This is a genomic window from Mesorhizobium sp. P3_A8 (genome assembly GCF_056402995.1).
On sequence record NZ_JBFUGI010000015.1, the window covers coordinates 34800 to 49018 of the forward strand.

13 protein-coding genes are annotated in these 14219 nt (G+C 60.1%); 10 read left to right on the forward strand and 3 right to left on the reverse strand.

Going from position 1 to position 14219, the window contains the following annotated elements; translation table 11 throughout:
- The first annotated feature begins 1 nt into the window (after position 1).
- Genes trbF through AC1DX4_RS29260 form a run of 4 tightly spaced genes read left to right on the forward strand, consistent with a single transcriptional unit; the run spans position 2 to position 3108 of the window.
- Positions 2 to 691 (forward strand): conjugal transfer protein TrbF, encoded by a 690-nt coding sequence (trbF, locus tag AC1DX4_RS29245; RefSeq protein WP_477223614.1) that lies wholly within the window; start codon positions 2 to 4, stop codon positions 689 to 691.
- The gene (gene trbG, locus AC1DX4_RS29250; RefSeq protein ID WP_477223615.1) at positions 688 to 1752 is read left to right on the forward strand and encodes a P-type conjugative transfer protein TrbG; all 1065 of its coding nucleotides are present in this window, start codon (positions 688 to 690) and stop codon (positions 1750 to 1752) included. The genes trbF and trbG overlap by 4 nt, the downstream gene beginning before the upstream one ends.
- Positions 1749 to 2885, forward strand: coding sequence for a TraB/TrbI/VirB10 family type IV secretion system protein (locus AC1DX4_RS29255; protein ID WP_477223616.1), 1137 nt, complete (start codon positions 1749 to 1751; stop codon positions 2883 to 2885). The genes trbG and AC1DX4_RS29255 overlap by 4 nt, the downstream gene beginning before the upstream one ends.
- 1 nt (position 2886) lies before the next feature.
- A complete protein-coding gene (locus AC1DX4_RS29260; RefSeq protein WP_477223617.1) occupies positions 2887 to 3108 on the forward strand; it encodes a DUF2274 domain-containing protein in 222 nt (73 codons plus the stop codon).
- Positions 3109 to 3457: 349 nt separating this feature from the next.
- Here the strand turns inward: AC1DX4_RS29260 and AC1DX4_RS29265 are convergent, their stop codons facing one another.
- Entirely contained in the window at positions 3458 to 4789 is a 1332-nt protein-coding gene (locus AC1DX4_RS29265) for a phospholipase D-like domain-containing protein (protein WP_477223618.1), read from the reverse strand.
- Between the two features lie 529 nt (positions 4790 to 5318).
- On the opposite strand from AC1DX4_RS29265, the gene AC1DX4_RS29270 reads away from it, so the two are divergent.
- The 3 genes from AC1DX4_RS29270 to AC1DX4_RS29280 all read left to right on the forward strand — a co-directional run bounded on the left by AC1DX4_RS29270 (position 5319) and on the right by AC1DX4_RS29280 (position 7962).
- A complete protein-coding gene (locus tag AC1DX4_RS29270; protein WP_477223619.1) occupies positions 5319 to 5549 on the forward strand; it encodes a hypothetical protein in 231 nt (76 codons plus the stop codon).
- Between the two features lie 1143 nt (positions 5550 to 6692).
- Complete coding sequence (locus tag AC1DX4_RS29275) at positions 6693 to 6992, forward strand: DUF1236 domain-containing protein (RefSeq protein WP_477223620.1); 300 nt, start codon at positions 6693 to 6695, stop codon at positions 6990 to 6992.
- A 514-nt stretch (positions 6993 to 7506) separates the two neighbouring features.
- The gene (locus AC1DX4_RS29280) at positions 7507 to 7962 is read left to right on the forward strand and encodes an ArsR/SmtB family transcription factor (RefSeq protein ID WP_477223744.1); all 456 of its coding nucleotides are present in this window, start codon (positions 7507 to 7509) and stop codon (positions 7960 to 7962) included.
- A 481-nt stretch (positions 7963 to 8443) separates the two neighbouring features.
- Here AC1DX4_RS29280 and AC1DX4_RS29285 read toward each other — a convergent pair whose 3' ends face one another.
- Positions 8444 to 8665 (reverse strand): DUF768 domain-containing protein, encoded by a 222-nt coding sequence (locus tag AC1DX4_RS29285; protein WP_477223621.1) that lies wholly within the window; start codon positions 8663 to 8665, stop codon positions 8444 to 8446.
- 46 nt (positions 8666 to 8711) lie between these two features.
- Here AC1DX4_RS29285 and AC1DX4_RS29290 point away from each other — a divergent pair, with 46 nt between their 5' ends.
- Entirely contained in the window at positions 8712 to 8846 is a 135-nt protein-coding gene (locus AC1DX4_RS29290) for a hypothetical protein (RefSeq protein WP_477223622.1), read from the forward strand.
- A gap of 1191 nt (positions 8847 to 10037) precedes the next feature.
- Positions 10038 to 10256, forward strand: a complete 219-nt coding sequence (locus tag AC1DX4_RS29295) for a hypothetical protein (protein WP_477223623.1) — start codon at positions 10038 to 10040, stop codon at positions 10254 to 10256.
- 25 nt (positions 10257 to 10281) lie between these two features.
- On the opposite strand, the gene AC1DX4_RS29300 is transcribed toward AC1DX4_RS29295, so the two are convergent.
- Positions 10282 to 12075 (reverse strand): PAS domain S-box protein, encoded by a 1794-nt coding sequence (locus AC1DX4_RS29300; protein WP_477223624.1) that lies wholly within the window; start codon positions 12073 to 12075, stop codon positions 10282 to 10284.
- A gap of 550 nt (positions 12076 to 12625) precedes the next feature.
- On the opposite strand from AC1DX4_RS29300, the gene AC1DX4_RS29305 reads away from it, so the two are divergent.
- On the forward strand, positions 12626 to 13912 hold the full coding sequence (locus AC1DX4_RS29305; protein ID WP_477223625.1) for an NRAMP family divalent metal transporter: 1287 nt from the start codon (positions 12626 to 12628) through the stop codon (positions 13910 to 13912).
- Positions 13913 to 14219: the final 307 nt, after the last annotated feature.

Sequence of the window (14219 nt, forward strand, 5' to 3'; positions counted from 1 at the left end):
GATGAATATCTTTAGGCGCCCTGCCGTCCACTACGGCAAGACCCCTCGACCGGAAACCCCCTATCAAAAGGCGGAGCAGATCTGGGATGAACGCATCGGCTCTGCTCGCGTGCAGGCACGCAACTGGCGCGCCATGGCGTTCGGGTCGCTCATCTTGTCGGCAGGCCTCGCCACTTCACTGGTCTGGCAATTGGGCCGCGGTACTGTCGTGCCCTGGGTCGTGCAGGTCGATGCGCTGGGCCAGGCTCAAGCGACCGCGCCCGCGATCGCCGACTACAAGCCGACCGATCCTCAGATAGCGTGGCATCTCGCCCGCTTTGTCGAACAGGTGCGCTCTATCCCCGCCGACCCGATCATCCTGCGCCAGGACTGGCTGCGCGCCTACGATTGGACCACCGATCAGGGCGCTGCGGCGCTCAACGACTATGCTCGCGCCAACGACCCTTTCTCCAGGGTCGGCAAGCAGCAGGTCGCGGTCGAGATTTCTTCGGTCATCCGGGCCTCGCCGGGCTCCTTTCGTGTCGCCTGGATCGAGCGTCACTATGAAAACGGCCAGCTTTCCGGCACCGAGCGCTGGACCGCGATCCTGACAATCGTGACGCAGATGCCGGACGACGCCGAACGTCTTCGCGCCAATCCACTCGGCATCTACGTCAACGCCATCAACTGGTCGCGGGAGATGAGCCAATGAGCCCGACATCGCGGCTTGCTGCCGGCACGATTTTCTCAAGCTACCTGCTATCGGCCATGCTGGTCTCGGGGACGACGCTGCTGGCGAGCTGCGCCACGCCTTTGAAGAAGCCGCCGACGATCAGCTACGATGCCTATGTTCCGCCTTTGCCGTCGGCACCAGTCGCCGCGACGGACCAAAGGCCCAAGCCCCTTCGTGTGCCGCCAGGCTGGGCTCCCGCGCAAGGAGGCGCCATCGGCGAAACGCCGGCCGCGCGTGTCGAGAACGCAAACGTTGCGGCGCGCGTGGAGCCCCGCCGGGAGGGCTACTACAATGCCATTCAGATCTATCCATGGAGCGAAGGAGCGCTCTATCAGGTCTATGCCGCGCCTGGCCAGATAACGGACATCGCGCTTGAGCCGGGCGAGAGCCTGACCGGAGACGGTCCGATCGCCGCCGGGGATACCGCGCGCTGGATCATCGGCGACACCGAAAGCGGCTCCGGCATTGCCCGGCGCGTCCACGTCCTGGTGAAACCCTCGCGGGCGGACATCACAACGAACCTCATCATCGCCACCGACCGGCGCAGCTATATGCTTGAGCTCCGGGCAGGCACGAAGCCATACATGCCTGCCGTTGCGTGGTCCTATCCGGCTCTGAAAGCGGGGTCCCTGAAGACCGTTGCCACAACGCCGGTGATACCGGACGTTACTGTGCGCAACTATCGCTATGGCCTTACCGGCGACAGCCCGCCCTGGAAGCCGGTGAGCGCCTATGACGACGGCCGCAGGGTCTATGTCGAGTTTCCGCGCGGCATCGTGCAGGGCGAGATGCCGCCGATTTTTGTCATCGGTCCGGACGGCCAGGCTGAAATCACCAATAGCCGCGTCTATCAAAACGTCCTGATCGTCGACCGCCTTTTTGGTGCGGCCGAACTGCGTCTTGGCGCCGCCAAGCGGCAGCAGACGGTAAGGATCGTCCGCACCGACGGACGAAGAGCCGATGGGTTTTGGCGGAGGCTGAGCGACGGCGCAGCGTCGAATGCGCCGAACGCAACGCAAAGGGGAGCGATGCAGCCATGAACGAGAAGGATATGGCCGCCGAACCCATGCGCCTTCGCGCCGACCCGCCGCGCGTGACGCGTCTGTCGCGCAAGATGCTCGCAGGCATCGGTTTCGTAGCCTCGCTCGGTATCGGGGGCGCGCTGATTTACGCTTTGCGGGACGCGAATACGATCAAGCAGGGCGAAGAGCTCTACCCTACCTCCAATCGGCCGCCCGCTGACGGACTGGCACGCCTGCCGCGCGACTATGCCGGCCCGGTCCTTGGACCCCCGCTACCTGGTGATCTCGGCAGGCCGATCCTCGATGCCCAAAACAAGGGACAGGCCGTCGTGCCTCCCTCGATCGCAAGCCCCGCGATTGACGAAGCCGAGCAACGCCGGCGGGCTGAGGAGGAAGCGGCAAGAACCTCGCAGGTCCTTTTCCAGACAGGGCAAGGAGACGCCAGGACCGCCGAAGCGTCCGCGCCCGCCATGAATGACCTCGCCAGTCAGGTCGGTCAGCCAAATGCCGGGGATCGCCAGCTTTCCTTCCTGTCCGCCGCCGCTGACCGGCGTACAGTCGCGCCAGATCACGTCACGGCTCCGGCGTCGCCTTATGTGCTTCAGGCCGGTGCCGTGATTCCAGCCGCGCTCATTACGGGCATCCGGTCGGACCTGCCCGGCCAGATCAGCGCTCAGGTAACCGAAAACGTCTATGACAGTCCCACCGGCCGCTCGCTGCTTATTCCCCAAGGCACTCGTATTGTCGGGCAGTACGACAACGGAATTGGTTCGGGCCAGAGTCGCGTCCTGCTTGTCTGGAACAGGCTGATCTTTCCCGACGGACGTTCCATCGTTCTGGAGCGTCAGCCTGGCGCCGATGCTCAGGGCTATGCCGGCCTGAAGGACGAAGTCGACTACCACTGGGGCGACTTGTTCAAGGCTGCGGCGTTGTCGACGGTTCTGAGCATCGGCGCGCAGGCCGGTTCCTCGGATCAAGACAGCGACATCGTGCGTGCCCTGCGCAGCGGCGCTTCCGATAGCGTCAGCCAGGTAGGCCAACAGGTGGTTCAACGGCAACTCGCTATCGCCCCAACCCTTACGATCCGACCTGGGTTTCCCGTTCGTGTCCTCGTTACCCGTGACCTCGCCCTGGTGCCATACGGAGGTTGACATGGCCAAATTGAAGCTTGCAATGATCGCCGACGATAAGCCGGTAAAGGTTACGGTGGAACTGCCGGCGCCCCTGCATCGTGACCTGGCGAAGTACGCAGAAATCCTTGCGCGCGAGACCGGGCAACTCGCTGCCAATCCGTCGCGCCTCATCGCGCCGATGCTGGAAAGGTTTATCGCGACGGATCGGGGCTTTGCCAAGGCAAAGAAGGAAGAGCGTTAGATCGGGTTTCCGGTGGCCGGCGACCACCTCTTGGACAATCGGCCGTTCGCATAATCATTCAAGCGGGTCTGCCATCGACGCCAAGCAGCGAGGCGACAGGCGGCCGGAATGTGTGTTCGTTTTCCGTTCACTAACGGAAGTCGAAATTGATGGCGTCGGCTCGTATCGGTTGCGCAACCAGTGGGGGGCGGGCGGCCAGCTAAGGCGAGGCCTTGAAGGCGGTGGCACGCCGGGGTTGGCCGCAGGTGGCTCTGTCAATCAGGCCCTGCGAGCGACGGTGGGACTCGTCATGAATGGGCGAATTCATGACAGTTGCGGCTTCTCCGGTTTGGGCGCGAGCAGACGCCAGTTAAAGTTGTGACCCCAACCGGCTGGCAAACCAGTCTGTGAGCTTCTCATTCAGGGGACGCGCTTGCCATTCTTCCAGGCTAATCTGCCTGGACCGCTGAAGATCTTGATTGAACAAATCGATTTGCGTCTTTGCAAAATCCTTGCCGTAAACGTTAAGCGTGGCTTCGTCGTTGAGACGTAAGGAGCGCTGATCCAAATTTGCTGAACCGAAGCTCGCCCAGACATCGTCAACGATCAAGAGTTTGGGATGGTACATTGTCGGCTGAAACTCGAAGATCCGAACACCGGCTTTGAGCAATGTGCCCCAGAAGTAGCGCGACGCCTTTCGCGTTAGCGGCACGTCGGTCAGCGAATTGGGGACGATGACATCAACCGACACGCCGCGTTTCCTGGCATCCAGGATTTGCTGGAGGGCGATGTCGTCCGGCACGAAATATGCCATCCCAATACGCAGGTGATCCTTGGCAGCAGCCATCGCTGCCAACATCATCAGTTCCATGGCCTCCGATCCATTCGGCTGCGAAGAAAGTATCAACTGGGCGTCAAGCGCTCCCGCTGGTTCGGGTGGAGGATAGAACTTCCCACCCAGCAACGTCTCCCCGGTTGTCTCCAACCAATTTTCCGCGAATGCCGCCTGGAAACTGGATGTCGCCGGTCCTTCGATTCGGTAGTGCGTGTCACGCCACTCATCCGGGCCGCGCGCCTTTCCTCTCCAGTTGTCGGCGATGCCGACGCCCCCGGTAAAAGCGACCCGTCCATCCACGATCAGCAGCTTACGGTGAGTACGATTGTTTACGCGGTCAAGCGTATACCAGTGGAGGGGTCGATAGCGCTCGAACTTCACGCCGGCACTTGTCATGATGTGGATCAGGTCGTCATCGAAAGGAAGACTGCCGACCCAGTCGACTAGGACGCGGACCTCAACGCCCTGTTGCGCTTTTGCGGCAAGCGATGTCGCGAACTCATGACCGACAGCACCCGACCAGTAGATGTAGGTTTCCATATCGATCGTTGAATGGGCCGCTCGGATCGATTGCAGCATCGATGGGAAAATCTGGTCTCCGTTGACCAGGGTTTGGACGGCATTCGAATTGAACATGTGCCCTTGCGAGAAACTGCTCATCGTTCTGGCGAATTGCGGATCCGAGGCGTCGAAACGATGGGGAACGAGCGCTCGCAAAGCGCGGGGTTCTGGCTTCAGATTTATGGCGAGCAGAGTCAGTAAGCTGGCGATCACGGCGACGGCCACATAAACGAGCCCCCCGCGCAAACGTCTGAACCCGCTCGCTTTCGCGTCTAACGTCGAAGCGACGGGGACCTCGCAACTCATTCGCACTTTCCCTTGCCGGTATAGCTACCACATGCCACCCGCATCAGACATGTGCGCAACAGGAGGCCCCTGCTCCTATCGAGGTGAGCATGATCGCGGCAGGCCAACTTGCCATCTCTCATGAACTTGCAACGGTGGCGCGGGTTCCCTGGCGCACTTGCGACTAGCAGGGGTCAAAGCGCAGAAAGCATTTGCCGCGCCCATCGACTACGCCGAAGTCACTACCGTTGACGAGGACTCACCCTTTTTGGCCGTTGTTGGTTAGCAGTCTGAAATGCCGAGCGCGAACAGGCAGGGCGCGCCCACAACGCCAACGATCTTCCTCCGCAAATTGGCATTTCGCCTAGCGGTCGAACGCGACAATGATGCTTCGCAGAGTTGAAGAGGGCACCTGAGGATCGAGCCGCCGGTTGCGTTCAGCAAACGGCGGGGCCGCAGCCGCGAGCGGGTCCCTTCGAGGGCCCGGAACACATTATTCAGCCAATGCGTTTCATCACCCTGCAAGGGACAATTTTTATGGAGTCTAGATATGCGCAGCTTCGAAATGGTCGATCTGCTTTGCGTGGTAGAGGCCTGTAAGCGCGATCGGGTGGTCGGCAATTTTGTCTCGATGGCAGAGGGCGTGGAAGAGTTGCGGGTGCTAACCGGTGATTTCGTGTCGCCAGACGATATGGTGGCAAACGCCCTCTGCGCGGTGGCGATTGCGCGCGGGTGCCCAGTTGTGTTCGACGAACAGGCAGGCGCTGAAATCCAGCTTTGACATGAGAGGTGAATCCAGCCCTCCGGCGAGGGCGATTCCCCTGAAATGCGCCTGCGCAGAGGTGTACCTTCGGCAGCCGACCCGCTGGCGGTTCTTTGCCCCATGGCCGTCGGCGTAAGCGCCGAGAGCATCTCAGCCTGGTGCGCCAACCGCGACACTACCGTCGCTCAAATGGGGCTGGTTGAAAAGTGGATTCCGCCGGTGTTCTCGTGGTTCCGTTGAGCAGGTCGTCTCCTGTCGGATGGATCGTCGCGGGCCCACTGGACCGACTGCGCGTTGTTTGATTCTGGCATCTCCTCCAGACCTGTCTGCTCAATGCCCCCAAGAACAAGCGGGCGCTTTGCGGATAAGGCGAACCTGATATTCAACAGGCTCGTTCCTTTGACGGTAGTCTCCTCGCTGCTGGCCAACGCTGCAACATTTTGGCTTGGCTCACTTCGCCGCCCGCGAGGCGAGCCCCACGCAGGTTCCACGACCGGCGGTGATTTATTAAGTCGAAGCTAATGGAACGTCTGTTCGCCTTCGAAGTTTGAAGGTCGGAAGCGTCGCGGACGGGGGTTCGAGCTTCCGCAGCCCGTCTCGTGGCGCCGGCAAATGCTCGGGGCGGGCTGTCCCATCTCCCGCTGCGGCTGGCGCGAACCGAGCGGCGCGCGCTTTCGCGCGTTCTCGCTAATGGAGCAGCATACTTCGACAAGGCGGGTCTCGCTGTCGCTACACTTCTTCAATCTCGATGCGAAGGTGTTGTGAGATGGTCAGGGTTCGCCCGCGACACGAAAATGCGGGCGAACCCTATCGGCGCAGGAAGGGACGGACCAGCGCCGATCTGTGATGCGTGGGTCATCCCAACGCTACTCCGATCGCCAGGAATGTGAGGGCCATTGCAAAGACCGGTGCGAGCAACCAGCGCGCTTGTCCGATACTCTTGTCCATCTATTCCTCCCGCGAAAGCCTCCATCACAAAAGTCACAATGCGGTTTCGGTTCCGGTCGACGCCTCACCCAAGACCATTGCAGCGGGTGCTCGGACCAAGGTCCCACACGCAATGCGACCGAAGTCCGGCCTGCGGAACGTTTTCAACCTGCTGAAGTTTTTCGGACCCGCCTTCGAAATCCTGTCGGAGGCCCGTTTACAAAGGAGATCATCATGAAATTTCACCTCACAGGAGCTGCCGCCGCGTTGTTGTTGATGGCTGGCGTTGGCGCCGTCGCGGCCCAGGATGTTGTCATCACGCCGGAACAGGACACCGTTGTGCGCACGTATGTGAAGAAGCAGCCGCTCGCTTCGGTGAAGATCCCCGGCGTCGAACTCAATATCGGTACTGCTCTTCCCGACACGGTCGAACTCCATGAAGTTCCCGATGTCAAATACCGTTATGTCGTGGTCGACAACCGGACCGTGCTCGTGGATCCGAGCACCCGAAAAATCGTCAAAATCTACGACTGACGTTCAGCCCTCCTTCAGGCATGCGACCGACCTGGTCGCCGACCGAACCGCAAAGAGCCCGTCACCGCCCTGTCGGTGGCGGGCTTCCTGGATAAGCAACCAACTCCTTGCGCGTGACCGAGGCTGGTTGATCCCAGCACTTGCGGGAAGCCCGTAACGCTTCGTTACAAGGAAGAGGAGTGGATCAGGTGTCAGAGATTTCTCGCCAGAAGCGAGTGTTTGCTTACAGCGTGCGGCGCTAACGCTTGCCCGCCGACTTTTGCACATGCCGCTGCACATGCCGCGCGCGGCCACCGAAAAAACTGCCTGTTGGGCTAGCGCAACCCTTCCCCGAAAATGCCTGCCCTAGCAACAAGGCCGCTTGCCGGAGGTCGCGGTTTTTTGTTGGAACCGATCGCGGTCAGTGAAGTTCATCGTCTGCCCGGTTGTCCCTCGGCCGGGCGAACAAACAAGAGCCCGTCACTGCCTCTGTAGTGGCGGGCTTTTTCCAACGACGCAATCCCGAAGGTCGATGATGGGATCTTATGTCAGACAGCGGCTCGTCGAGATTGAGGCAAATCCTGCGTTGCAGCGCCGGCCAGCGACGCGCCTAGGCTTGCGCAGCAACACGAAGTATGTTGCGCGATGGCTTGGCATTGTGGGCAACGGCAAGCGTTTTTTGATTCTCGTTCACTTGATAGACGGTGAAAAAACGGTTGGGGAGTTGGCCAAGCTAATCGGGCTCTCCCGTACGGCCTCCTCACAGCACCTGGGGCTTCTGACTGGGGAGCGGATTGTGGAATCACGCGCGGATGGTGCGCGCCGCTACTATTCCTGCAAGTCAGAAGCGGCGAGAGCTGTCGTCGCCCTCGTCGATAGTCTGGATCGGGATGAGAGGCTTCCGAAGGCATCGTTAAGCACGGCAGTTGACAGGGCGCACCAACGCAAACAGTTTTCATCCGACCGAAAAGCGAGGAGCAGCGCGAAATGAAGAAGACTACCAAAAATCTGCACTGACGAAGAAGTACCGCTATCGCTGTCACGGCAGGCCGCCTCCGCCTTCAGCCCCTGACCATGAGGTTCGTCGAGCAACGCGCTGGCTAAGACCGCGGGCATTTTCGCCTCAGTCGCGGCAGGGTTTCTCATCGCCTGTCACTTCACCGCAGACAAGCCCAGCGAACTCTTGAACCTCGGTCGATCGCTATTTGCACAGTTTTTCCTGACGTAGCGTTTGCATTGCCGGCCTAACGAGGCGACCAAACACTCCAGCAAGTGCCCGCTTTGCAGGACCCGCGTTGTTGCCTGGTAGTGGCCCCAATATGCGATATGGCTAGGTGCAACTTCCGCCCTCCCAGACAGCGTCGGCTTCTACACGCGAGAAAAGGTTTTGATCTGTTTTGGCGATCTCCGATTTGCGACATGTTCGCCGAAATAAAGGAAACATGTGCTCGTCTTAATGTCGGTAGCAAGGGCTATTCGGGTAACCCCGGATTGTAATGCACAATCGCGTCGAGGATCGTGCGGTAGAGGCTGTCGACCTCTTCGTCGATCTCGCCCCGCTTGATGCCGAGCGCCTTGGCGTCGGCGATCAGCTTGTGCGTAAGTTCATCGACCGAGATGACATCGTCCTTCGTCGTCTCTGGAACGTTGTTGGCCAACCATCGGTCGAGGAAGTTGATTCCGCGAGTGCTCATGCCCCAATAAGCTGTGCCGGCACATTAGGTTCCGATTGAGGAAGGCATGGCGAGGGAAGCCGACTATCAGGATGACGATTTGGTGATCATTTCGCGCAACCCGCTGAAAGGTAAGCTGCTGCTAATCGAAGAGCATGAAGAGATTGAGTTGCATCTTGAACGGGACGCGCCGAAGGGTTGATGAGCGAGCCTGATGGAAAGCGTCGTCGCTCCCCTACAGCCGGCCTGCCAAACCGCCGGTGCGCGTCGCCGGCTGCTGCTCCCCGGTTCCAGGGCCGCGATGGCCAGCGCAGCCCTCTGAACCCAAGCAATTCGAATGAGGCTGGGCAGCCCTCCAATATTGATTGGTCAGTAAACCATTCGATGCCCCTATCAAGGGCCGCTCTGATATCGTCTGGACTGCCGATACGCCCGCTGAAAACGGCGATAAGCCGAAGCGCAAAGTGCGGCCGCGCCGGATGCCTACCCGCTCTGCCTGCTCGCAATAGCCATCCAGAATTGTAGTGAGCTTTGCCAACTGTATTTCGTCCGTCGTTGCACGAATGGTCATCTCGCATATTCCCTGACCGGGCGAAAGCGTGATGGACTCTTCAAATGCGTTCGAGCCGGGCGACTTAAGAAACGTCCTCTTCCGCGAGTCGGTTAGCGAGTCAATTCCCCGCGTTGCCGGGGTGCTCAATACCAGCCATCAGCCGGTTAAACGCCGCGGCATCCTCCACCGTGTCGAATGGTCTTGCTGTCGCGGTGCGGTCTACCGCCAGAATGACAGCCAGAAAGGAAAACCCAACATCGGCGGTTCATACACAACGTGTTGGGCGCTTCTTCATGAGCCTCTGACGGTGACCCAGGGCGGTAGGCAACGTGGCCCATGTGGCTAGATAGCTGTCGAAACTTCGCGCCGGTCAGGACCGTAGCATGCCTGCATCTGGCTTGATGGAACATTAGCCACCTCTAAAGGTTATCCCGCGCGGCAGGTTGGTGCCCTCCATCGCCTGCTGAAGATCGGGCCTCCGATCGGCCCGCGCTCCCAGAGGGGCGCGGGCTTTCGAACTTACCAGACTGACCCGAGAATAGAGGACTGCGCCGAAGCCGAGAAGGCGCTAACGACGCCAGCGGGCCGAGCACCAGTGTCGGCACATTTCAGCCGCCGTTGTCGACACCACCACTGACGCCCGGCTTGGTGACATTGTGGTTGCGCACTTCCACAGCCACGACACCATCAGCAGTTTGTCGGGCAGGAGACGCCGCCTGAGCATAATGACGCTCCCAAGCACCGAGCGCGAACTGTGCGCCAAGTCGCCAAGCGGGTCCATAGCGGACCGCTGGTCGCGGTCTTGCAAACGGCCCATTGCTGCGTAAATTGCCCTCTGCCATGACCACCTCATACCTCAACCACAACCTTGAATGTCCGCGCTGCCTGACCATCCGGCTGAGAATACCGGCTGATGCCCAGCCCGATACCAGGATCGTCTGCAGCGATTGCGGCGAATTCCTGGGGACGTGGGACGACCTGCAGACCGACTTTGAAAAGCAGGGCGGGAACACGGGGGTTTTCCGGCTCGACAAGGGCCGCATCAAGCGAATCGAGTGACGAATACTGTCGGCAAATTGTGCTTCTAGTGCTGATTGGGAACAGAACCATCCACGCCTGCCAACGGCGCTTCCAAGCTCCAAGTGATCCCATGGGGACCGTATTCAAGGTTTCCCTGCCCACCCACCGCTGCGGGCGCAACCCGCTTCAAGACCACGGTTCCAAAGCCGCCCTTTCCGATGGTCTGGACGTGCGGCCCATCTGTTTCAGCCCAGGTGAGATGAAAGCGCCGCGATGCTCCGGAACCGGTGATGGTCCATGTGACTAAAATCTGGCCGTCATCCCCTGAGAGCACGCCATATTTCGCCGAGTTGGTCGCGAGTTCGTGGAAGGCAATGCCAAGATACTGGACCGCATTGGGCCCGAGTACCAACGATGGGCCGGACATTTCGATCACGTCACCCCTCGGGAATGGCTGGGCTTGGGCCGCCAAGAGTTCATTGATACTGGCGCCCTTCCAATCGGCGGATACAAGCAGGTCGTGGGATCTCGATAGCGCCATGATGCGCTCCCGTACCTGCGATTCAAACTCCCTCGGCGTCTCCGATCGCTTGTTGGTCTCGCGGATCATCGACAGGATGACCGAGTACTGGTTTTTCACCCGATGGTTGACCTCGCGCATCAGCATGCGGATGCGTTGCTCGCTTTCCCTCGCCGACGTAATGTCCCGGGCAATCTTCGATGCTCCAACTATCTGGCCAGTCGCATTACGCACCGGCGATATCGTCAGCGAGACCGGCACTAGGCTTCCGTCCTTGCGCTGCCGGATCGTTTCGTAGGTGTCGACGCGCTCGCCACGTCGGATGCGCTCGAGGATGCGGGGCTCCTCGTCCTGATGATTAGGCGGGATCAGTATCGTCACCGACTGGCCGATTGCTTCGTCGGCGGTATATCCGAACAGGCGTTCGGCACCTTGGTTCCAGCTCTTGATGATGGTGTTAAGATCCTTGCTGACGATTGCATCGAACGAGGATTCAACAATCCCTGACAGATGCTGCCTGGCCTCCTCGGCACGCTGGCGGTCGGTCAGGTCAAGTAGCATGTTCACGGCACCGATCAGATTGCCATGCTCATCCCGTAGCGGCGTGGGGTAGGGCAGGAACGGAAAAAAGGATCCGTCGGGACGCTGCGCAACGGCCTGCTGGTTTCGGACCGGCCGGTTTTCCTTCAGTGCAATGGCCATGGGGCACTCGTCATGCGGCAGTTCCTTGCCGTCGGCCGTAAACAGCTTGAACGTCACGCACCATTTGTCCTTGCCGATCGCGGGCTCCCGTCCTGCCATATCGGCAGCAGCGCGATTGCAATAGGTAATGGTGCCATGCTGATCAGTCGTGTAGATGGCGACCGGAAGGCCGTCGAGAATCTGGTGATAGGTGTTGTCGTGCTGCCTGAGTTCCGTACGGGTCCGTTCCAGATCAGTCACGTCGACTGTGAAGCATCTGGTGTTGACCAGCTTGCCGTTGCGGAAATGGCCGCTCGAGGTGATTTCGACATGCTTGATCGACCCGTCGCAGGCCCGCAACCGCGCCGGATGTCGGGCGATGTTCTCGCCTCGCGTGAGCCGGCTTAAAATGTCGTCGATCATGTCCCGGTCCGGGTAGAAGTCGGCGATATGGCGACCGACATAATCCTCCGCAGGATAGCCAAGCAGGTTCAGCTCGGCTTTGTTGGCGTGCAGGATAAAGCCTTCCGCGCTTATGAGATGGAGGGCAACGGCGCCATTCTCGAAAAAATCCCGATAATCGAATTCGAGGCTATCCTCTACGGGCCCTCCGGGGTTGTTGAGGGCGACAACGTTCGCCTGCGGCAGTTCATTCATTCCGGGATTCCTGATACAGTAAAACACACAGCAACGCAGCACCTGGCCGTTCGTTCCAAGACTGGCGCGTTCAGATCGATAGGGAACAAACTCGATGTGGAGATCAGGGGACCCGTCCTTCCCAGCGCGGACGCTGACGGAGAAGCTGCCGCGCCTCTCTTAGCAGCGAATAGCGATACGTTGCGATCAGCCGGTGAACTCACGGGCCTGCTCTTCCGAGATCCCGGTCTCTTTGCAACCGATTGCGTCCGTGCGTCGTGCGCCTCCGGGAGAGCATTGTGCTCATTGTCGTTGAGCACGGCGATGATTCCCGCCACACAGGCAAGGACGTTCGAGTCCGGGAGTTGCTCGCATCGCGGCCACTTTTACGCCGTCCCCGTCCACCATTCGATATCCATGACGAAGCGTCAGGCCGGGGACCGGACATTCCACCGGCGAAAATGGCGCAGCCTGCATCCGCTCGCCGGCAAACGTAGAATAATTTTCTTCATGACGGAGCTTTTGCCACGGCGGCAAGTTACCTCGCTCGGAGCGGAGGGAGGCTGTGAGAATGGAAAAGAACGATCCGGTTGTTGGCCCGTCGAAGCCCCGGTTTTTTGGCATCCTGGGACCTGGCCTGATCACGGGAGCGTCCGACGACGATCCCAGCGGCATTGCCACCTATTCCCAGGCAGGTGCGCAGTTCGGCTTCGGCCTTACATGGACGTTGCTGTTCAGCTATCCGTTAATGTCAGTGGTGCAGGAAATCAGTGCACGGATCGGGCGCACCACCGGCCAAGGGATTGCCGGGAACATGCGCCGTTATTATCCGAACTGGCTACTTCAGTCGGTTGTCGTGTTGCTCCTCATCGCCAACACCATCAACATCGGAGCCGACCTCGGTGCCATGGGCGACGCCCTGAAATTGATTATCGGCGGGCCGCATCTCGCGTATGTCATCCTGTTCGGGGTGGTGTCCGTCGTCCTGCAGGTCTTGCTCAAATACAGCCGCTACGTCTCGGTGTTGAAATGGTTGACCCTGTCCCTTTTCGCTTATTTTGGCACTGTGTTGGTCGTGCATGTCCCATGGGGTGACGTCGCTCGCGGTCTCTTCATCCCGAAATTGACCGTGAACGCCGGCTTCTGGACATCGGTGGTGGCGATCCTCGGAACCACCATCAGCCCATATCTGTTCTTTTGGCAAGCCTCGCAGGAAGTGGAAGACCAGAAGGCCAAGCCGGAGCGCAAGCCCCTCAAGGAGGCGCCGGAGCAGGCCGAGAATGCGATCGAACGCATCCGGCTCGACACATATGTCGGGATGGCGTTCTCCAATCTTGTAGCCTTGGCCATCATGATTACGGCTGGTGCAACGCTGCATGCCAACGGCATCACCGACATCGAGTCGACCAGCCAGGCCGCCGAAGCGCTGAAGCCGGTGGCAGGCGCGTTTGCGTTTGCAATCTTTGCCTTGGGCGTGATCGGCACCGGCCTGCTGGCGATCCCGGTTCTGGCAGGGTCTGCGGGGTATGCCTTGGGCGAAGCCCGCAAATGGCCAACCGGCCTCGATCGCAAGCCGCTGGAGGCCAAAGCGTTTTATGTGACCATCGCGGTCGCAACGCTGTTGGGCGCCTGTCTGAACTTCACCCCCGTCAATCCGATCAAGGCACTCTACTGGAGCGCGGTGGTCAACGGCGTGGTCGCCGTCCCCGTCATGGCAGTGATGATGATGATGTCGGCGCGAAGCGACATCATGGGCAAGGCAACTGTTCCCCGGTTGATGAGGACCGTCGGCTGGGCTGCGACGGCCGTCATGGCGGTCGCAGCCCTTGTGATGATCGCCCAGTTCTTCTGGGACTAGGATGCGAAAGCATTTGTGGAGGACAGGCCCTGGCGGTCGGCCGCAGCTTAATCCACCACCGAGCCTCGGCCAGCAACTCGCCGTTCAGCACGGTGGGTCTCGACCGGAATGGAGGAACACATGATGCGCATAATCAAACCACTCGCTAGCTGGACATGCTCGTCGAGCAGTATGTCGAAGTCAGGTAAAAGCGGTACGATGTCGTCTCGGTAGGGCAGGCGTGAAGGCGGTCAGGAGCGCTAGGGGAACGCCGCGCGTCACGGGAAAGGCCCTCGATGCCGCTAGTGCTGTGGCGCACGGTATTTGG

Coding starts and splice junctions, on each gene's coding strand:
- trbF (WP_477223614.1), top strand. CDS start 2: ATGAATATCTTTAGGCGCCCTGCCGTCCACTACGGCAAGACCCCTCGA.
- trbG (WP_477223615.1), top strand. CDS start 688: ATGAGCCCGACATCGCGGCTTGCTGCCGGCACGATTTTCTCAAGCTAC.
- AC1DX4_RS29255 (WP_477223616.1), top strand. CDS start 1,749: ATGAACGAGAAGGATATGGCCGCCGAACCCATGCGCCTTCGCGCCGAC.
- AC1DX4_RS29260 (WP_477223617.1), top strand. CDS start 2,887: ATGGCCAAATTGAAGCTTGCAATGATCGCCGACGATAAGCCGGTAAAG.
- AC1DX4_RS29265 (WP_477223618.1), bottom strand. CDS start 4,789: ATGAGTTGCGAGGTCCCCGTCGCTTCGACGTTAGACGCGAAAGCGAGC.
- AC1DX4_RS29270 (WP_477223619.1), top strand. CDS start 5,319: ATGCGCAGCTTCGAAATGGTCGATCTGCTTTGCGTGGTAGAGGCCTGT.
- AC1DX4_RS29275 (WP_477223620.1), top strand. CDS start 6,693: ATGAAATTTCACCTCACAGGAGCTGCCGCCGCGTTGTTGTTGATGGCT.
- AC1DX4_RS29280 (WP_477223744.1), top strand. CDS start 7,507: ATGGGATCTTATGTCAGACAGCGGCTCGTCGAGATTGAGGCAAATCCT.
- AC1DX4_RS29285 (WP_477223621.1), bottom strand. CDS start 8,665: ATGAGCACTCGCGGAATCAACTTCCTCGACCGATGGTTGGCCAACAAC.
- AC1DX4_RS29290 (WP_477223622.1), top strand. CDS start 8,712: ATGGCGAGGGAAGCCGACTATCAGGATGACGATTTGGTGATCATTTCG.
- AC1DX4_RS29295 (WP_477223623.1), top strand. CDS start 10,038: ATGACCACCTCATACCTCAACCACAACCTTGAATGTCCGCGCTGCCTG.
- AC1DX4_RS29300 (WP_477223624.1), bottom strand. CDS start 12,075: ATGAATGAACTGCCGCAGGCGAACGTTGTCGCCCTCAACAACCCCGGA.
- AC1DX4_RS29305 (WP_477223625.1), top strand. CDS start 12,626: ATGGAAAAGAACGATCCGGTTGTTGGCCCGTCGAAGCCCCGGTTTTTT.